Here is a 20,532-nt window from a genome sequence, read left to right on the forward strand (position 1 = left end):
CAACAAAGTTGCTATTACACTTTTTAGTATATTTCTTTTTACCTGTACAGCTTTTCACGCAACACTTGACTGCGATAAATTGCTTTGAATGGAATTTTGCAGAACCTCAATTGTTCCATTTCCAATTTTGAGTCTAATAAATAAGATTGGAAAAATTGTGATTTCAAGAGCAAGCCCCGCAGGTAATGCCGTCAGCAATCACACTTACTTTTTAATACTCAACCAATCGATCGCATCTTGCAGCTCCCGGAGTTCATAGCCCTTAGCTTCGCCCGGACTGATGTAACTAAAGGCATCCGTAAATTTTTCTACCGCTTTCTGATCAGTTACGATAGCCATCTTCTTCCAATCTGTAAAGTGCTTCACTCCTGCTATCAGATCCTGCACCCAGGCACCTGCAGTAAAGTTCTGCACATCGGTATCCAATACCAAAAGATAGTAGATCTCTTTATATTGATTGGCCAGGGATTCCAGTCCGGGCAATAAAACATCTTTTAAATCATCTTTAGTGACCTCTCCACTTGCACGAACGCCAAACACATGGTCAGGCAGATTTTGAATAACTGTAAGCATATTATGAACGTTATGTATACAAAAGGTACAAACAAGGCCCTATTTAGTTCATATCCACTCTTTGAAACGATACTTTATAAAATTAACACAGGTCATCACTGCAGTATTTTTTCGATTTATATGTTGCTTATGAGCTTTTTCATCCTTATTATAAAAACTATCAACACAATTTTCTTAACTGAGTAAAATGTTTATTTTTGTGCAAATTTTTTACATGAAAAAGCTATTTTACCTATTTTCCCTTATTATTCAATTCAGTTTTATCCAACAAATCTATGCGCAACAGTATTTTAGTGAAAATTATGGCCTGGTAACCCTCAGTACCCCGACCTATTTCAGCCAAACAATATCACCGATTGTCAAAGATGGTCAACAGTATTATCATGTAATAGAAAGGTACAAGAAAGATAACATCCTAAAATTGGAAGGAACGATACGTCACCAGAACTTGCCCTACGCATTTATCGGTACAATAAAAACCTATTACCCTTCAGGTCAATTGGAGTCGGTAAAGCGGTACGATCATAAATCAAGAATAATCGACAAGGCCTACCAGTATTACCCTTCAGGGCAACTGGAATCTATAAAGCAGTATGATCATAAATCAAGAATGATTGACACCGCCTACCAGTATTATCCTTCAGGAAGGACCCAAATGATTCGATATTTCCCACAAACAGAGACAGACTCGACAGTTAAGTATATTGCATACTTTGATTCATTAGGAAATAAAACACTGGATCAAGGAACAGGATTTATTGAATTTGGAACTCCAGATGAAAATTTTAAAAGCGGAAAGATGATCGAACACCTACAAGAAGGAGAATGGACAGGTAAAAGAAGACTTTTAGATAACAAGATCGGAACTTTTAAAGAACTTTACAGGAAAGGAGAATTTATTGAAGGCACTTTGACCAAAGAAAATGGCGAACTTTATCATTATGACAGTACCAATCGTGATGTTCAGCCTACTTATCCAGGTGGAGTAGAAAAATTCATGAAACTTGTTACCAAGAACTATTCCTATTCGAAAGAAGCACTGAAAAATAAAGTTGCGGGTATTGTCGAAATCTCTTTTGTGGTGGATAAAAATGGTGATCTGACAGATTTCAATATTATACAGGATTTAGGATACGGTACAGGCGAAGAGGCAATCAGAGTAATAAAAAAATCAAAAAGATGGACACCTGGGTTACAAGGAGGTGCACCCGTCCGAGTAGGTTTCTCCTTGCCGCTCAGACTCTCAGCAAGTAAATAGCCACGCTCTCAAAATCAATACGATATCATAAAAAGCGCCCTTAAAAAGGCGCTTTTATTTTATCAAACAAGGTTAATATAACAATCACAATACATGAGATTTAGGAGTGCAGGATAGAATAATATGCATTGTTGCTAAAACTCCATTCTTTCCCCATCATCATTAAATTTTTACTCTCGCAGTCATTTCGATTTTTTGTCTTTTCAATAAGAGGTTTTACTATAGGATAATCTTGATTGAAACAGGCTCTAGGTAGTGGAACCTATATGCCCTTAATATCACTCCTTAAATCAGACAAAAACTTGTCAGACTTAAGGAGTGATAAAGAAAAAATATAGAAGCTGTTATAATTTTTCTAATGTAAAATCATCACCGTAAACAGTTCCGGTACCAGCCTTATAAAAGTATAAGGTTGCCGTTGTTTGTGTCGCTCCCGTTGTAAAAGTAACGGAATTATTGCTGTATGAAGTGGTATTAAAGGCCGCATCGACAGCAGCGCCGCCATAACCTTTAACCCCAAGTAACACCTGTTGTCCAGCAGCGGCAACTTTACCATATCCAGAAAACCGATAAGTCGTATTAGGCTGCAGTCCCGTTAGATACTGTTCAACAGCATTTGCTCCCCCCGTCAATTGAATACATTTTAATCCGGTACGCATATTGGAACTAACAATCGCCGCATTGCCACCCCAAGAAGTCCAAGGCGAAAGTGTACCCGTTTCAAACCCACCATTGTAAAAGATAGGCAGATTATAAACACGTACATAATCCACTTGCATATTAAACGGCAAATCTGCATTCGTAATAGCACCAGGCCAACCCGCTCCACCAGCTTGATTTAAAATTAAATAAAAAGGAACATCAAATGGCCATTGTTGCCAGGTCGCTCCAGTGGCCTTCGTATACGTATACTGAAGGGTATTATTAACAAAAAATTTGAGCGCATTCGGGCTCCACTCGAGACCATAAATATTATAGTCTGCGGCATTATAGCTCGTAGAATGTGTCGCACTGGTACCTCCCCCAGAACCTGTTACGGTAGCATTATGCACCGATTGATGCACGACCATCTCATTATTGACATGCTCCATAATATCGATTTCACCGCATCCCGGCCATCCAGCATAAGCCGTTGCAGGTTCCGGCATCATCCATATCGCTGGCCACGAACCCCTTCCTTGAGTAAATTTTGCCCTGACCTCTACTTTACCAAAGGTCATACTGAATTTACTCTGTGATTTAACACCGCCACTATGATACGGAACTGGATCTGTTGGAATCACAGCATTGTCCATGCGCAGCACGAGATTATTACCATCTTGCGAAACATAGTCAGGTGTATGCGTCATATACTTGTTCCAGGCTACAGTACCGCGTTCGGCATAGCTCCATTTACTATCGTCAAAGCCACCTACCGTATTGAATTCATCTGACCAAATTAATTCATAATCGGATAAACTTTGTACGGAAGCGGTAATCGCAACCGCTTTTGTTTTTGACAGATTTAACAATTGATCAGTTGATTGGTTTACATGTTCTTTGCTGCAGGACACATGCATACTGCAAACAGCTAGCAAAGAACCAGCTGCCATAAAATTTAGGGTTTTTCTGTTCATAATGATTATTTAAAAATTTAAAAAGTGCTCACTATAAATTGTAACTAGAAAATCCTCTTTGATCACATTCTTTACGGTCTTATCTAATCTTACCCACGTTAGTTACAAGATTATTGGTTGTATTTATGTACTACATAATATTTCTAAGATACAATAAATTTTAGGATAACAACTAATTTTTCAATAAAAACTTGACAGTATGGCGAATGCATTCCCTTTGCACCTGAACTGAAAGACAGCAAAAAATTATAAGGATAGGTTTAAGCTATAATTTAAATCATTTCATTATTTCCGAGATGCTTAACGACATAATTGACATCAGATTTCTCTCAAATAAATAACATAACAGCAAACATTTTCTTGCCCTTTACACGTTAAAATAAGAAATAGTTGTGGGGAAGAATGAAGATACAGAAGAGTAAAAATTTACCAAATAGAGCTATAATAAACGTAAAAAGATGCTTTCCGATTAAGGAAAGCATCTTTTCTTTATAATGACTGCAAAGCTTTGATATTTGTTTTCATCAAAGCTTTATCCTTCTGAATACAAGACTAGCCATTTAGCATTTTTACTGCCAAGATATGTTTACACAGTCCGCGTTTTCCTTGATGATTGGTAAACCAGTCGCAGGTACATTGCTGTTTGTCTCCAGCAATAATCACCGTATGTTTTACACCCGAACCTTCAACTCGGGCTTCGATGTAGTTTGGCGTATTTTTGACAAATTGAACACCATCAGTTGTCACTAATTTCTGTGCATTCTTCAATCTAGGATTTAGAGCCAGGATACGCTCTGTCTTGAAGGGCAATCTGCGGTAATAGTGCTGATGATCGTGCAGATCATACCCGAGTAAACCTATTGACGAAAGGGAACCTGTCAAGGTATCCATGGATGCAAAATCTACATCGTGTTCTATCGCTAATAAAGTCGGATCAAAAAGTGCATTGGACTTAAGCAGGCTGTTCACGGCATGTACCCATTCTTGAGGCACCGCCTTGACCATATTTTCCAATACATTTCCTTCCCCTGAAAAACCGCGGTAGTTATCGGGCGATAATGCCAACGAAAGCCTGATCTTACCAAAATCGGCAACAAAGGCACAACTCTCGCCTCCGTCTTCCTGATAGACGACCAACTTTTCGGCATAAGGCAAGATTCCTTCCAATAAACGCAAGCGCTGTACACCGCCTACGCGTACTGATCCCGCTGTTGCAATAGGTGAAAATACAAACCTGGGCCCTCTCTGACTTAGGAATAACTCACCTTTTACATTCCCTTTTGGAATGCCCTGAAACAGTTGGATAATCTGTATTTTGGACAAACTGTATTTTTCTTGCATACCGGCAAGATACAGCTGTACAGAAGTCAATCCTTTGATCCATCGGGGTGGTAAAGTGACTTTCTTTTCCACTACTTTGGTTTTATCGGTACTGACGGAAACCTCTTTACTTCCGACACCCAGCACGATTTTCTCCGTTTTTTTAACGGCATTTAAGGCATTGAGCATAGGCTCATTAAAGTCTACATTGGTCGTACCACTACTGATAAACTCGCCATCAATGGCATCTTCAAGCAGGTCAACCCGTGCATACACACCATTGCAGGAAGAGAATCCTTCAAAGCGGATCTGATCTGTACCGGCAGATACAATAGGATCCCTTAGGCTCGGGGGTACCGGTCCAAAACTGGACTGCACCACTTTGGCCAATGTCAATAAGCATTTTGAAGTTAACAGCGGATCGGTAATACTGCCCCAGAAAAAACACGGAACAGCACTTACTTCACTTAATTCGGACTGGTGGGCAAGCACCAATTGCTGCATACCTGATTGCTGTACAAGTGTAGAATTATTGCTGTAGCTGAACGCTAAATCTGTAATTGCCATGTCTTATTTGCTTAATTTTTTTAATATCGGTTGTAATGATTTAAAAACCATTAATTTCTCAAATACCTGCTTCATTTCAATGGAAATTTCCTGATTTTCCTTATGTACCAGATCATAATATAGTTCGATCAGTTTCTTGAAATTAGTCGGCATTTTTTCACCTATAGCGTAATCCAGGAGCATCTGATTGATCACTTGTATCAAAGCATTATTATGTTTGGAAGAGATATCCCGACACTGCCCCAAAACCTCCTCTAATCTTCCTAATGGACCATAAGTATGACTCATCAGGATGCCCAGGAAATGCCCCAGATTCTGAACCGATAATCGATGCCTATCGATGGCCGTGATGAGCACTTCTGTAGCCATGGCTCGTACTTCTTTTTCTTTGTTAAAACATGAAGTCGCTAAAAATAGCACCGACTGCCGATCAAAGTTAAAGAAATCATACATCATTTCCTGCAAATAGCCAATCGGTGTCTTTCCACCTTGATCACATTTAGCCGCTAACCCCAAGGTCAGAAACAAAGAAAGACTTTCGGTATTCTGAGGCATCACACTATGCATGTAAGAGATATCATCTTTATAGAGATAATAACTATGCAAACTGTCCTTGCCCCGTTGATAAATATCCTTGTGGTAAATAAAGGTGTTCGGTTCTTGTTTGAAGTTTGGAAAGTGAAAACTTAATTTTTCACCATCATACACCATTTCTGATTTTTTAGTCTGATAATTATATCCCTGATAATAAGAAGGTGTAAACGTAAGCTCCGGTTGGAAAGGCGCTAGGGCAAAGGGTATGTCTTTCAAATTTTCATCTTCAAATTCCGGAAAAACAGCCTCTGAATAATGCGTCCGGGCAACAGTAGCCCAAACACCCAGCCAGCCTACATGCGCATTATCGGATGAAGATAAAAGCTTTTTGACCCATGATTTTTTTTCAATTTTCAGTTCGTCATCAAATCCTAACGCATAGGTCAGGACTGCTTTGACCTGACTGTCGTTTACCTGATCCATCAGCGGTACAACACCATCCAGATCTTCCCGAACGGTGCGGCTCAAAGCGATAGACAGATCCAATAAATCTAGGGCTACGCCTTTATCTTGATAATCTAAAATACGTTGTACCAATGTTTGAGGAGCAATCCAAAAAGGTTCATGCGTCGGTAAACTCAATAAAGGCAATTGAATTTCTTTTGCGATATGGCGCTGTAGCTGTGTTAACTGCTCTCCGATCATACTGGCCCATTTGGAATAGTTTGAGTATCGATCCGTATTCTGATAGATCTTATTCGGCTGGAAGTACATATTTAAAAATACCCCCGAAAAGTGATGAAACCATTGTGATTCCCGGTAAACTTTCTTAAGCTGATTGATATACGGCTCCAGTTGTTCCTTATAATCCGCCGGAAAATTCGCTCTTTGCAAGACCCAGGCATTCATCAATATTTCCATCTGAACGGCATCTGCACTACCGATGACCTCTCCTATCTTAAACAAAATATCATTCCAACTCGCAGGATAACTAATAGGTTGCTGGAGTTTTTTTTCGTTCACTGGATCAAAAACATATTCCTCTCCGGTACTGATCAATAATTCACTTAAGATTTCCTGTTCAGTATAGCTGGATGCCGCCATTAAATTTTTTAAATCTGCAGGAATACTTCCCAGCATTTGCGCACTGTAAAGCGTAAGTTTTTCTGTAAGTGCTTCTATTGGATCTTTCTGATGTTTTAATATAAATTTCGCCGCTCGATCCTGCAATTGCAGATCCTGCACCATAAAGATATCGGCCGCCTGAAGAATAAATTGTTGTTTTACTTCGGGACGGTTTTTAAGCAATTTATCAAATTGTACCAGCAGCGTTTTAAGTGCCGATTTAATATCATTGCGCATAAAAAGACCCTCAGACCAGGTTAGAAAATCTTCCAGTCTAAAGTCAGCATGTGCAAAATAAGGTTTTAAAGTATCGACGACGAAATTGATCACCGCACTATTTTCAGCGTGTAGCAACGGAAAGAATAACTCCTGGTGCTCCAGCAGCATTTTCTCATCCACGCCTATCCGATCGATCAATTTTCTAAAATAACTCTTTAGGTTAATGTTCCAATTTTTGGTTTGAACCTCCAAAGCACTTGTTAAAATAAACGCTTTATCAATTTTATTATCGGCCAGCAATTGATCAAATATTTTATCCCAGGTCAGTTCATTGACCTGATTTTCATACCTATAATTAGAGTAAACCGTATGGATCGGTGTTTCATAATCAAAAACAAGTGGAATATCGCGCTGTATGGTCAATTCGTCTGTTGTAAAAAAACTCAGTAAAGCAGCTGATGGATTATGGAGTCTTGACATCGAATTTGCGTAAACCTCCGGTTCAAATTCCAGAAACCCCTTACTTTCCGCATACCTTAAAGTATCATAATCAACAGATTGCCACGTATTTTTACGCACGTATTGCAGCAAATATGGTGTCAGCCAATTGGGTTTGGCATACGTTAGAATCTGGTCAACTTCCGGGCTTCTTACTTGATTGATTAATTCGATAAATACATCCCAGCTAGCAGCATCCGAACCACTAAAGGTCGCTAAAGCCAATAATTTGACCATACGTTGCTGCCCCTTTGTCCCGCGTATACCCCAATCATACTGCGCTTTCGACTTAAACAAAGGATCTTTGGAGAGATCCACATAATCGACCCAATAGCGCTTGGCAGCACGAATCTCCTTTTTAATAACCTCTAGATTCCCACTTGCATATTCTTCCAGATAAGGAATAATATCAGATACACTGCCTTTACTGATGAGCTCTTTAATACGCTTCACCGCTTCTTCTTTACGCTGCGCTGAGGCGTTAGGTTTCCGCACAGTTCCCTCTTTTGTAACTTGTGGCGCTACTTCTACTGTGCCGTCCTCCGAATATCCTTTCTTAGTTTTCTCATTAATAAGCTTCTCCGCATCCTTGAGACACGCTTCTTCACTATCAAATGTTTTATCTTTAGATTGCCCAGCAGTACCATTTCTACCATAAGTCACTGTATGTGTTGCACCGTTTGTTTGTATTTCCCAGAATTTATCAGATGTACCGTCAATGAATTTTAGATGCTTAAACATAATTGCCTTTACGAATTGTTAAACCTTTATTGTCAAAACTAAATATATAAAATTTTGACAGATTAAACATCAAATATAAATTTTAAAGAAAAGAAAACGTGCGTTTGAAGCTATTGAAATCATATATACCAGAAAATATGCCGACACAAAGCAACTGTTTCACCTATACTTTAAGAGTGTAAAAAAAGCGTCATCATTAGTTCGTTTTTCGAATCACAAAACCAAATTAACAGGCTATGTATAAACTAAATATCCTTTTCTATTTTAATCGCACCTCTACTTCCCTTTTCTCCTTCTGTCCAAACTGTATTTCCATTTAAGTATATTTTTCTCGGGTACACGGTATTATTTTTATTGTACAGTTCCGCCCGCAGGGTATCCTGCTTCGGTATGTCTTTCCATTTCACCATAATAATAGATTCTTTATAAATTGGCGAGAATGTAAGATGTAGCGAATTGACAGAACCTATTTTTCTCAATTGAAAACTATCTACTGGCGGAGTATCCGGCGTAAGTCGTCCACCCGTTGGAGATTCTCCTCCATTATTATTTCCTGCAAGTGTTATCTTCTCAACCCTAAGGTCTCCATCTAACAGGTCTTTTCCGACCTTGTTTTTTATTTCCAGTCCGATCTCTGTATCAAATGAATAATAAAGATCGTCATCTTTAGCACAAGAGCTAAATAGAAAAAGAATGGAAGAAAAATAAAATAGCTTTTTCATCATGAAAGGTTTTTTTGATTTAAACGTAGTATTGACCAAGAAAGCTACATCTTATCATGAAATTTATTTAACTGAATCATAGCATGCATTAGACTTTACACTACAATTGAGATTTTAGGCCCCATTCTTTTTTATTAAACACATGAGGTACACTCTAAAGATACTCGCCACAGAATAAGATTTCCAATATTTTAAATTTAGCAACTTATAAACATGAATAATGAAGATATATTTATAGCTAAAAACAAGTGGTCTTAATTATTTTTTTGACATTCTCGGCATGCACGACTAACGGATAACGACTCATAAAAAATGCATAAATAATATGTTATACAAAGACAAAATAAAACTTGATTTTTTCAAAGATCTAACCATTCTTAAACTTGTAAAGTATGTTGCTAGTCACAGGGTATATGCAGATCATTAGAATTAAATAAAAAAATGTCACTTAAAAACATTATTTTAGTTTTATCAATGTCCTATAATTATGAAATATTTTATTGTTGCAATATTTTCGTTAGTTTTCAGCAACTTCAGTCTGGCTCAAAAAAAAGAAATAAACTGGTTAAAAAAGGAAATTATCGATCTCAATATCGATACAACTGGTAATCTAACCAATAACCCAAAAGCCCTGAAAGATATTATTGGAGATGCCGAAATTGTATTATTAGGGGAGCAGTCTCATGGGGATGGTACGGTATTTAAAACAAAGGGGCAGCTCATCAGATTTCTACATGATCAAATGAATTTTGATGTTCTTGTCTTTGAAAGTAGTCTATATTTAGCTGAAAAATCTTTCCAAAACAGTTTAGTCTCGAACAATCCTATCCGAGATCTAAGGGGATCAACATATCCACATTGGTCTTGGACAAATGAAGTGCAACCTTTAATCCAGTACATCAATACATCAGCAAAATCTGAAAATCCGCTGATTGTATCCGGTATGGATTACCAGGAGATCTCTAAAATCGACAGAAATGATTTCCCAGTTGAATTATATCTAACCTTAAAAAAACTGAATATTGGTTTTATAGATCAGAATGAACAGAATGACTATTTCACATTCTACTCTTATCTAGCGGCTTATCTGAACAACTTGCCAAAAGATATTCAAGAAACCGATTTAATCGCCTTATCTAATAAATTTATAAAGACTTCACAAAGATTTTTAAGCCAGTTAGAAAATCAGTCCTCTTCAGATATTGATTTACTAAAACAGGTTCTAAAAAATAAAGTAGCCGTTACTCCAGTTTTAATTTCGCGAAAATATAATGATAACAACTTTTCAATGAACACCAGAGACTCCATCATGGCAGATAATATCATATGGTTAAAGGAGAAGAGGTATCCGGGCAAAAAAATAATAGTTTGGGCAGCAAGTAGACATATTGCAAGGAATTATCATACTGCCCCCGAAAAATCTACTGGAGACTATTTATTTGAAAAATATAAAGGTAAGATATATTCCATTGCATTTATGACTAATTACGGCAATTGGGGCACCATTGGAATGAAAAAAGATAAGGTCATTCCCCCTGCTAAAGAGAACACTTTAGAAAATCTATTTTCTAAAACCGGTAAACAGAACTTCTTTTTGAACATAAGAAATTTAAATAAAAGCTCATGGTTATTCAAAGAACAGGTGGCAAGACCTTTTGGATACATGGAAGAATCTAAAGTGTGGCCCCATTATTTTGACGGCATTATTTTTAATAATGAGATGGTAAAAACGACAATAGTTCAATAAACGGCTGACATAACTATGAAATGAATATAAGGAGCATGCTTTAGAGGGTTACGAATTCTTTACAAGAACTGATAAATGAAAAAGAAGTCCGAAAAGAGGAAATAACCTTGATCTAAACTTTAAAAAATATGAATGACAAAAATGTAGGGACAAAAGTTAAGGATATCAGTCATCACATGCTATTGAACAATGTCTTATTGAAATATATAGACATTACTGATACGATCAATATCCATAAACTCCGGACAGACCCTGAGGTCAATAAATTTATGAAACGAGATCTAAACCAATCCCTCGAAGAAGTGCAATCACTTATAGAAGAGCGGATGGATACAACTCATTATTTTACGATCAACACGAGAGACACACAACAATTTGCGGGTACAATTACAATATGGAGGATCAATATTGAAAAAAATTCCGCAGAGCTGGGCTATGCACTGCTACCTGAATTTCAGGGCAAAGGTTTGATGAGTAGTGCAATACAGCTGGTCCTAAACTATGCTATTTCTACTTTAAAGCTCAACCATATCGAGGCAAAGACAGTTCGTGATAATCTAAAGTCCCGTCAACTCCTAGAAAAGAATGGATTTATCCTATTGCCTGATGTGATTGATGAAAATAACGCGGACAATGTGATCTATGCATATACCATGAAGCAAAACTGATTATAAATAACTATGAAATATCAATTTACATTACCCAACTTTCCGGAGTCAATCTTTGAAATGAAATATTCAACTTGGTTTGGCGAACAATCGTTATACAAAGACGATGTACCTATGGAGCGATCATCGGAAAAAGGAAAACCTTTTTTAATTCCGACTAAATCAGGAGAAGTTTTAAAGGCTTATCCCAAAAAAGACTTTCCGAGTATTGTCCAAGCCCTAGAAATCGATCAGATCCAGCACAACATAGTAGAAAAACTTAGGTGGTACGATTTTGCAATTGCACTACTCCCCTTCTGTTTGGTTTTTATTTTTAACGGTAAAAGTATCCTCGTCGCAATTGCACTCGTAGCTTTTCTAAATAATTTAGATATCCTTAGAAGTAATAACACCACAAAGAATAAATATCTAAAAGTGATCGGTCAAACAGCGTTGATCGCTGCACTTTATTTTGTAGTGATACAGCTTTTAGATCTATTAAAATAAAATATTGACACATTAAAAAGTATCAATATACATAACTAGATTTCCCTCACCAAGTTTAATCTTCATTTCAACTTGGTGAGGGAAACATACACTGTAATAAGATGCGCTTATAACTGAACATTCGAGGAATACTTTAAAAGATTTCCAGACACTTAGGGCCAAAATCCATAGAGTCGAATTGTTTGAATAATGAAAATTTCATCATTAATTATTTTTAATCCAACTATCTAAATCCGAGGAAACCTTATACCAATAAGATTTTTTGTTTGAATCGTAAAAGATGTGATTCAAACCCTGATATTTTTTGACAAAAATTTTAGGATTTTTCCAGCTCAAGGAGTAGAATAGGTCGCATTGAATACATGATTTATCTTCTTCTCCATAAATTATTAAAAAGGGTTTCTTTGTTTGTGATATTGAAACTATTGGAGAATAAGAAAATGATTTCCATGTTTTGTATGAATCTCCTTGGTCAAAATTTTGCTCAAGTTCGGATTTCTGTAACTTGTCTTCTAAAATATATTTATATGTTGTTGAATCTACGTCAGCGTAGAACAACCTCCCTATAGGTGAGGCAGACATATAAACAAACTTATCAATAACTTTTGATCCTGCCATTTCAGCTACAATTCTTGCTCCTTGTGAATGTCCCATTAGTATGACTTGATCTGGAGATAGCTGACTTTTCGCATTTTTTATTAATTGAGGTAAATTTTCTTTGTAATATTCAATTGTATTTTTTCTAGAAAACTTAGCATACAACTCATTGTCATTATTAAAATTAAAATATTTTGAATTTGGATCAATGTTGTTCATCTCTAAAACTGCCGGAATATGGGGTTTGGAAACGAATAGATAATTATATTTCAAGGTATCAGCAACTATTCCCGGGTCAAAAAGATAGTAATAATTAGAATCGCTGGCATGAACTACTAACGGATAGTTTCCAGATCCTGTCAGAAAAACAATTAAAGGTTTTCCTTTTTTATTACCGATCAGTAAACTTTCAAGTGCGCTTTCTTTTGAATTATCTTTTACTGCCGGTAATACATATAAATTATTCTTGACATGGACATAATTTTGGGTCTGACCACAACCTATCATTAAGCCTATAATTATAAAAAAAGATATTTTTGTGTTTAAAGCTTGTTTGAATTTCATGTGCAACATCATAATTTATAGGTTCTTCATTCGAAAGTATAGAAAAATAATCTTTCTTTAATGTGATTAAAATCATCTAATATAAGTATAATTAAATGTTAAATTTCCTAAAACAGTAGTTTTATTTCCGCAAAAGTTTTTGCAACAATAAGACGATACCGTATAAATCAGTTATAAGTCAGGAAACCACACTAATAGTAAGCTATTAAATATTTACAGAAGATTTTAGCGAAAGCACATAACATGCCCCTATTCCATTCTTGATCGAATTCTCATCATTGAAATACTGAATATTTTATAATACTTTTGGATATGAAAGGAATCAAGGTAATACTCCTGCTTATAATTTTGGCGCTAAGTGGCACAGAGAAAATTTATGCACAAGAAGATACAGCATTAAACAGCGCATTAGAAAAGATGGTAAAAGCAAATTTGACTCAGAATGCTGCTGAACTTATAAAGTACACATCACCCCGATTAGTAAAAGCTATGGGAGGTAAAGAAAAAGCTATAAAGCTGTTAAAACAGAGTTTTTCCACTCAAACGACAGATATTGCAAAGTTGGACAGTGTTATTAATTATAATAAATTAAATGTAGCTAAATTAGGATCTATCAATTATAAATTCATTCCTCAGATCATTATAATGCGTATGCCTGGCAAAGATAATATGGTTATTGGTATCACCAATTTAATGGCTATAAAAGAAAACGCAAGTTCTGCTTGGAAATTTATGGATATTAATGATTTTGATGAAGCTAAACTAAACTATTTGCTTCCCGAATTTAAAAATAAAATCTCATTTCCTAAAAAGTTAGCAGAAAAGCCACTAGTCATTCCTAAAGAGGAACTACAACCATCATTACAAATGTTGCTAAATGCACTGGATGGGGCGCTGAATAAAGCATCAGCAGAACAGGAAACAATACAGTAGTTATTTAGAATTTTGTTATTACTTACAGTTTTTTTATAAGCGATGCAGTTTATAAAGATTGATTTAACAAAAATAGTTTAATGAATAAATTTACTCTTAACTCCGACACGGCAGTTGTTCGTTCCCTTGTAAATGCCGCTTCCAGATTACTCAAGAAACAAATCCGTCTTCAATTTCCGAAACCTGCTCTTCGATCTATTTAAGTTGGACGTCATTATCAACAACGTTTACAATATTTTCGAAAAACATTACACAGAAAATCTCCACCTAAAGTTAATATACAAATAATTTAAACCCAAAAAATCAGATATATTTAGAAATAAATATTTTGATTTTTTAAGATAATTGTTGAATTTGGATCAAAACAAAAAACATTTATGTAGATAAACAAATGGATTACGTGTACAACTATACTTAAAATGGGAAAGAAAAATATAGCTTTTTTTGAACAAGAGCACTTTAATAAAATAAAGGAATATAGATTTACTCCAGACCCATTTCTTCAAGAGTATGTCAAAGAGTTTATGATAGTGGAAACTTCTGATTTAGTAAATTTAGAAACGCTTCCCAGTACATCAGTATCAATGAACTATATTTTGAATGGTGCAGTCAATATGAAGCAAAAAAATCAGGAGGTGATCAGTTTACCCAAAGCTTTCGCTTTTGGGATCGCCCGTACCTCACTCCATTTTGAATTCTCAAAGTGCACCACTTTATTTGTCATTATCTTTAATCCCGGGATGGCATCCGCATTGATTAATACCCCCATAAATGAGTTTTTTGAGACATTTATACCTTTTGATGAGTTTTTTAACCGGCCTCAAATTTCCTGCTTAAATAAAATTTTATCTAAAAAAAATGAATACGAACCGATGGTCGAAAAAATAGAAAGGTTTCTGCTTGTGGAATTATTGTGTGCCCATACGGATGGCATTATTAAAGAAGCAATCCGTGAAATTATTGACTCCCAGGGTTCTATTCCGATCAAAAAACTATTAGGTCAACTGCAGATTAGTAGAGACTCATTTGAAAAAAAATTCAGAAAACAAGTTGGCACTTCACCAAAACAGTTTTCAAACATCGTGAGATTTAGAAATTTATTCGAAAATGATCACAAGAAAACCACTTTAACTGCAATCGGGTTAAATGCAGGATACTATGACCAGTCTCACTTTATAAAAGATTTTAAAGCCATTACGGGCAAAAAACCATCATCCTTTTTATAATCTCTAATCCGTACTTTACTTCATCAAGATTAATATATCTTGATTGGTAGCCACTCCACTTCCCCTCCTGTTCCATTAAAATGGATATGCCCCCTCTCCCTTACGAACTCGCCATGGTGCTCCCTACGCTTATTCTAATCTGTCAGTTATAAAAAATGATATTTTACAATTATACACTACTGCAATTTTCGTTCTTTGTTTTGTCGGCCTCCATGTTGTGCACACAGCCTAGGCTGGAAAATAGATCAATTATTAAGGATAACTAAAAATAACCAAAAACGAAATTCAATTTAAGATGAAAAAAACAACTCAGTTAATCGTCGGATTTTATGCAGGAATAGTAACGATTGCTTTTCTAATGCTTTTTTACTCGTTCAATACATTACATCAAAAGTTTGATGAGATTACAGTCAAACGGATCAATATCGTTGATGATAAAGGTGTAAATAGGATGATTATTTCCAACCAAGAAAGGATGGAGCCACCGATTTTATTCGGAAAAAAGTACAAACGCGCGCTGAATCCTGCAGGTATCATATTTTATAATGAAAAAGGAGATGAATGTGGAGGATTAGCGATTTCAAAAAATCCGGAAACCAATACTTACGCTTTAGCTTTTGACTATGACAATGCGGATGCTATTGGCATTTTAACGCAGCAAAGTAATAAAAACAATCACTATAAATCAGGTATTGTCATCAATGATAAGGATCTGTCTGGTAAAATTGGTGGTAATACAAATAGAATTAATTTAATGACTGACAATGGAAATTCAGGTTTAGTCATTAATGGTCCAGATGAAAAACCACGTATCATCATATCGGTTGACAGTCTGGGAAATCCTCTGTTTAAAATCCTGAATAACGAAGGTAAATTAATTAAAGAAATCAATTCTTCTGAGTAAGTTTTAATGCATATCCTGAAAGTACTATTTTTGGGCACATACAGCTTGAAACAGATTAATTTTGTAAGTTCGACCTCTAAAGCGATAAGAAAATCAAGGTGCGATTGAATTTAAGTAATATGATAATGAAATCAAATTTTCTGGAGCAGATGGTAGAAATACCCGGTGGAAAAATTACGTTACGCGACGACAGAACAAAAGAGAAGTGGACGGTAAGCATTCAACCATTTTTGCTGCTCAAGTTTCCTGTAACCCAAGATCTTTATGTCCAAGTCATCCATCACAACCCAAGTACTTATATCGGAAGTTCCCTTCCAGTGGAAACCGTGACCTTCAAAGACGCTGTAATTTTTTGCAACACACTCTCTTCTCAAAATCAGTTAGCCCCTTATTATAAAATTAACGCTGAAAATGAAGAAATAACTTATGATGTAACAGCAACCGGATTTCGTTTGCCAACAGAAGCAGAATGGGAGTATGCTTGTAAAGCAGGAACAACCGGAGTTCGATATGGTGACTTAGAATCAATTGCATGGTATAAAAACAATTCGGATCATAAAACTCAAAATGTAGGACAAAAGGCCCCAAACCCTTGGGGGCTTTACGATATGTTAGGCAATGTGTGGGAATGGTGCTCCGATCTATACGATACCGAGGTATATGGTTCCTATCGTATATTTCGAGGTGGAGGTTTCTATGATACAGAAAGAAGCGTAATGGCAACGACACGTAGAAGAAGTCATCCGTCAAAATTTAAAATTGACGACCTCGGATTTAGAATTGCGAAAAACAAATAAACTAAAACCATTATTGCATAAAAAGCATTAAAAAAATTTTTTTTCATGAACCTTTTTATGGGACAGTTGTTTTATTATTGAAAACTATAGCAAACCTGCTTTTTATAAAGCAGAAAATAAATCGACGTAGTACAGTAGAAAATCCAAATGCACCCAAAACTTTTGGATGACGAAACAAAAAAGAGGAAACGATAAGAAACATAAAAAAATTACTGTACATCAAAACGTCAAGATAAAGGGTCTAATGAAAATTAGGCCCTTTTGACTTTAAAGATCGCTCCAATGGGCATGAAACCAAGAGCATAGTTGTAGATTGCAATTAAAAGATTTCTTCTTTACTTTTCATTTGTCGTCTCTGGCGAGGACGGAATCTCTTTTTTTATAACATAGGCTTTCAAATTCGCCATTTTTCCATCCTCAAATTCCCAGTTATCGCAATAGTAGTATTCATCATAGCCTCCATTCTTATTCTTTAAGGTGATTTCACCTGTAACTGTGAGGAACACTCCACTTACATTCAACCTTTCGATATTGAAAATAGGCGGTTCTAAATAAGTTTCTTCCATGTATTGCAATATCGCAGACTTTCCTTCCAATATTCTGTCTCCAACAAAATCCCATTTTATATGATCTGTGCAATAAAGTAAAAAATAAGCATATTTTCCCTCCGTAATCGCTTTATTAGCGGTTAGTAATACCGTTTTAATATCCATTTCTAACTGTTTTTTTGTTTAAAAATTAATCGTCTGAGCTTGTATCGTTTCCATCATAAACGATAGATGAAGTAAAAGCTTAAGTTTCATCGTTTTGATTTTGGACAATTTCACAAAAGAAATCCAGGCTCTCCTTATTTATCTCTTAATACCGCTAGATAAGGCCAACACACAAATTTTAACGTTTAAAAGCAAAACATGCTCTCATTCAATCTTCAGCTTCTTTAAATCAAAATCATCATATCCTGACCTTTCAAATCAATCTAATTCGAACCAGTCTCCCGGCTGTTTTATTGAAAGTAATGTGTTTGTTTCTTTAGACTTGCTTTCAAGACGCGCCAGAATATTTTCCGTTTCCACATAATCCGGTGGCCTATGTAGCGAGCCATAATGAATAGGAACAAATAATCTAGCTTGAAGAATTTTAGCAGCTTCTACTGCTTGCTCGGGTGTCATAACAGCCTCCAAAGAGCTGGAAGGTTGTAATAAATGGAAGTCAATGATGGGTCCGTTAACAGGAAGAAATGCGACATCAATTGGTCCGAAATGATTGGCAATGCGCCACCAAGAACCATGAAAAATACTATCACCTGAATGAAATATTTTCTTTCCGCCGCATTCGATCACCCAGCTCACTTGAGGATCTCCAAAGCCGCAAACTGCAGGAGTTGACCATATCTTAAAAGATCCGATAACGCGTTCCTCCCAAGGCTTAACAAATTCTATATCCAGATCATATTGGGAAAATTTATTTTCAACGTAATTTGTTAACGCAAGATCTGCTTCTGTTCCTTTTGCTGGTTCAGGCCTCAAAACAGGAGCATTTTTCTTAACCGCAAGAGCGATTGCTTCAGGATCTGCATGATCCGGGTGTAAGTGCGTAACTAATGCTGCACTTGCTTTTCCCGGTTGTGAGGAAGCTAGGAAAACCTCATGCTCACTTCTAAGCTGTACCAATGGTTTTGTATCCTGAATGTAGTCTATCAATAGTGTCTCGTTTCCAAACGCTATTTCTACACCTGCCCATCCCAGCCGACGTAATTTTAATGTTGACTTCATCATAGTATTATATTTATTTAAATTTTCTGTTTTCATGACCACTAAAAACTATCCTTTAATTTCAGTTTTAGTAAACAAAACATGCTTGAAACGGTTATTCAAATTGTTTTATGAAAGCTTCCAAATTCGTTTCACCGAGAGCTTTTATTAGTTTATTTTCTGCAAAATTGTACAAATTTGTGATATGCAGATTTATTTGTCGTCCTGTAAAACAATTTGGATCAGGATGGTTTAGTCTACCTAATAATGATGTTGAGTTATCTGTAATTGCCAAATAAACATCAGAGAGCATAATGTCTTTCGCAGGTTTTGCTAATAGCGTCCCTCCTCCTTTCCCTTCTTTAGTAACAACCAAACCTTTAGCGCCTAATAATCGTAGAGACTTTCGGACTATAGCCGAATCTACTTGAATACTCTCAGCTATCTTTGCTGAAGACAAACTACTTTTCTGAATAGCCAACATTGCTAATATATGGATGGCTGTTGCAAACTGAACATTATTCATACTGTGATAATTTTAATTACAGTACAAGTTTAATACATTTGCTCCATAGATGCAAAATTTTTAAAGTATTATTTTGCTCTTTTAATGTTAATATTCATTGCCCTTCCAATGCTACTATCTTTGTAAGTCCTCTTAAACGCCTTATTCCTATATTATTTTAAATTTTAATGTTCACGAGTAAATTTAAAGGATCAACATAATGGATGTAAAAATGTATCAGGTAATGGCGATGCACAATAAGGTTCCTTCAAAAAATTCATTGCAAATCTTATCATTTAAAATGATACGTCATTCTCAATTTGATTACAACAATTCTCGTTTTGGACACAAACGACAACTTAGGGATGAGGAACTTTGAGGTATTAAATTTTAAAAATAAAATGATGCCGACAAATAAAAAAAGAGTAGCACTCGTTACAGGTGCCAATACAGGTGTAGGATTCCAAATAGCTAAAGCTTTAATCGAAAACAATTACACCGTTTTTGTAGGAGCTAGAAACCTAGAGAATGGAATAAATGCAGCATCACAGCTCGGCAACAATGCTATAGCAGTCGAATTGGATGTTACCAAACAAAAGACCATATCTGCTGCTTTCGAAAAAATCCAAAAACAATTTGGAAAACTCGACTTATTGGTTAATAATGCGGGAATTTCACATGCAGGTAAACCAGGTAGAACAGTTGAGGAAGTAGTGGCAAGTAACAGACCAAGTATTGCTTCTCTAGATGAGACACGTACTGTCTGGGAGACCAATGTATTTGGAGTTGTCGCAGTAATTCAGGCCTTCATTCCATTATTAAAAAATGCTGAACAAGCCCGCATTGTAAATGTTTCCAGCGGAATGGGATCGCTTACCTTAAACTTGAATCCTGAATTTCCTTACAGATTTGGTTTTGATGTCGTATATGGAGCATCAAAAACTGCATTAAATGCAGTAACGGTTGCTTTTGCAATTGAACTTGAGAATTACAATATTAAAGTTAATGCGGTCAGTCCAAGTTACACAGCTACGGCACTGAATAATTTCCAGGGAACAGATACGGTGGAAGAAGGAGCAAAAGAACCTATTCGAGTTGCACTTGATGAAAGTGGAGTTACCGGACAGTTTACGGGACCAAATCAAGAAGTTTATCCTTGGTAACCTTCAATTTTGACCAAA

At 36.0% G+C, this 20,532-nt stretch carries 19 protein-coding genes; 10 read left to right on the top strand and 9 right to left on the bottom strand.

Going from position 1 to position 20,532, the window contains the following annotated elements; all coding sequences use genetic code 11:
- Positions 1-204: 204 nt before the first annotated feature.
- Positions 205-573: an STAS/SEC14 domain-containing protein gene (locus tag FHR29_RS10825; protein ID WP_183914545.1), complete on the bottom strand. Its 369-nt coding sequence runs from the start codon at positions 571-573 to the stop codon at positions 205-207.
- A 214-nt stretch (positions 574-787) separates the two neighbouring features.
- On the opposite strand from FHR29_RS10825, the gene FHR29_RS10830 reads away from it, so the two are divergent.
- A complete protein-coding gene (locus tag FHR29_RS10830; RefSeq protein ID WP_183914547.1) occupies positions 788-1,831 on the top strand; it encodes an energy transducer TonB in 1,044 nt (347 codons plus the stop codon).
- Positions 1,832-2,175: 344 nt separating this feature from the next.
- Here the strand turns inward: FHR29_RS10830 and FHR29_RS10835 are convergent, their stop codons facing one another.
- From FHR29_RS10835 to FHR29_RS10850, 4 genes are all read right to left on the bottom strand, one after another.
- Complete coding sequence (locus FHR29_RS10835) at positions 2,176-3,447, bottom strand: family 16 glycosylhydrolase (protein WP_183914549.1); 1,272 nt, start codon at positions 3,445-3,447, stop codon at positions 2,176-2,178.
- 552 nt (positions 3,448-3,999) lie between these two features.
- Positions 4,000-5,334, bottom strand: coding sequence for an SWIM zinc finger family protein (locus tag FHR29_RS10840; protein ID WP_221197841.1), 1,335 nt, complete (start codon positions 5,332-5,334; stop codon positions 4,000-4,002).
- A 3-nt stretch (positions 5,335-5,337) separates the two neighbouring features.
- Complete coding sequence (locus FHR29_RS10845; protein ID WP_183914551.1) at positions 5,338-8,451, bottom strand: DUF6493 family protein; 3,114 nt, start codon at positions 8,449-8,451, stop codon at positions 5,338-5,340.
- A 245-nt stretch (positions 8,452-8,696) separates the two neighbouring features.
- Positions 8,697-9,176 carry a hypothetical protein gene (locus FHR29_RS10850; protein WP_183914553.1) on the bottom strand — a complete coding sequence of 160 codons (480 nt, stop codon included), beginning with the start codon at positions 9,174-9,176 and terminating at the stop codon, positions 8,697-8,699.
- A 484-nt stretch (positions 9,177-9,660) separates the two neighbouring features.
- Here FHR29_RS10850 and FHR29_RS10855 point away from each other — a divergent pair, with 484 nt between their 5' ends.
- The 3 genes from FHR29_RS10855 (at position 9,661) to FHR29_RS10865 (ending at position 12,074) form a co-directional block, all read left to right on the top strand.
- The gene (locus FHR29_RS10855) at positions 9,661-10,920 is read left to right on the top strand and encodes an erythromycin esterase family protein (protein ID WP_183914555.1); all 1,260 of its coding nucleotides are present in this window, start codon (positions 9,661-9,663) and stop codon (positions 10,918-10,920) included.
- Positions 10,921-11,048: 128 nt separating this feature from the next.
- A complete protein-coding gene (locus FHR29_RS10860; RefSeq protein ID WP_183914557.1) occupies positions 11,049-11,588 on the top strand; it encodes a GNAT family N-acetyltransferase in 540 nt (179 codons plus the stop codon).
- Between the two features lie 12 nt (positions 11,589-11,600).
- Entirely contained in the window at positions 11,601-12,074 is a 474-nt protein-coding gene (locus FHR29_RS10865) for a hypothetical protein (RefSeq protein WP_183914559.1), read from the top strand.
- Positions 12,075-12,278: 204 nt separating this feature from the next.
- Here FHR29_RS10865 and FHR29_RS10870 read toward each other — a convergent pair whose 3' ends face one another.
- Positions 12,279-13,235, bottom strand: a complete 957-nt coding sequence (locus FHR29_RS10870) for a S9 family peptidase (RefSeq protein ID WP_183914561.1) — start codon at positions 13,233-13,235, stop codon at positions 12,279-12,281.
- A 312-nt stretch (positions 13,236-13,547) separates the two neighbouring features.
- On the opposite strand from FHR29_RS10870, the gene FHR29_RS10875 reads away from it, so the two are divergent.
- The 5 genes from FHR29_RS10875 (at position 13,548) to FHR29_RS10890 (ending at position 17,095) form a co-directional block, all read left to right on the top strand.
- Positions 13,548-14,168 (top strand): hypothetical protein, encoded by a 621-nt coding sequence (locus FHR29_RS10875; RefSeq protein ID WP_183914563.1) that lies wholly within the window; start codon positions 13,548-13,550, stop codon positions 14,166-14,168.
- Positions 14,169-14,248: 80 nt separating this feature from the next.
- Complete coding sequence (locus FHR29_RS26645; RefSeq protein ID WP_260292041.1) at positions 14,249-14,371, top strand: hypothetical protein; 123 nt, start codon at positions 14,249-14,251, stop codon at positions 14,369-14,371.
- A 216-nt stretch (positions 14,372-14,587) separates the two neighbouring features.
- Positions 14,588-15,394 carry an AraC family transcriptional regulator gene (locus FHR29_RS10880; RefSeq protein ID WP_183914565.1) on the top strand — a complete coding sequence of 269 codons (807 nt, stop codon included), beginning with the start codon at positions 14,588-14,590 and terminating at the stop codon, positions 15,392-15,394.
- Positions 15,395-15,689: 295 nt separating this feature from the next.
- Positions 15,690-16,298 (top strand): hypothetical protein, encoded by a 609-nt coding sequence (locus FHR29_RS10885; RefSeq protein ID WP_183914567.1) that lies wholly within the window; start codon positions 15,690-15,692, stop codon positions 16,296-16,298.
- Positions 16,299-16,423: 125 nt separating this feature from the next.
- Positions 16,424-17,095 carry a formylglycine-generating enzyme family protein gene (locus FHR29_RS10890; RefSeq protein ID WP_260292043.1) on the top strand — a complete coding sequence of 224 codons (672 nt, stop codon included), beginning with the start codon at positions 16,424-16,426 and terminating at the stop codon, positions 17,093-17,095.
- A gap of 335 nt (positions 17,096-17,430) precedes the next feature.
- On the opposite strand, the gene FHR29_RS10895 is transcribed toward FHR29_RS10890, so the two are convergent.
- The 3 genes from FHR29_RS10895 to FHR29_RS10905 form a co-directional block, all read right to left on the bottom strand.
- Entirely contained in the window at positions 17,431-17,808 is a 378-nt protein-coding gene (locus tag FHR29_RS10895; RefSeq protein WP_183914569.1) for a nuclear transport factor 2 family protein, read from the bottom strand.
- 258 nt (positions 17,809-18,066) lie between these two features.
- Positions 18,067-18,870, bottom strand: coding sequence for an MBL fold metallo-hydrolase (locus FHR29_RS10900; RefSeq protein WP_183914571.1), 804 nt, complete (start codon positions 18,868-18,870; stop codon positions 18,067-18,069).
- 91 nt (positions 18,871-18,961) lie between these two features.
- Positions 18,962-19,372 (bottom strand): Rrf2 family transcriptional regulator, encoded by a 411-nt coding sequence (locus FHR29_RS10905; protein ID WP_183914572.1) that lies wholly within the window; start codon positions 19,370-19,372, stop codon positions 18,962-18,964.
- A 344-nt stretch (positions 19,373-19,716) separates the two neighbouring features.
- Between FHR29_RS10905 and FHR29_RS10910 the strand changes: the two genes are divergently transcribed.
- Positions 19,717-20,514 carry an SDR family NAD(P)-dependent oxidoreductase gene (locus FHR29_RS10910; protein WP_260292045.1) on the top strand — a complete coding sequence of 266 codons (798 nt, stop codon included), beginning with the start codon at positions 19,717-19,719 and terminating at the stop codon, positions 20,512-20,514.
- Positions 20,515-20,532 lie beyond the last annotated feature (18 nt).

This window comes from Sphingobacterium sp. JUb56, from assembly GCF_014191365.1.
Lineage (GTDB): Bacteria > Bacteroidota > Bacteroidia > Sphingobacteriales > Sphingobacteriaceae > Sphingobacterium > Sphingobacterium anhuiense.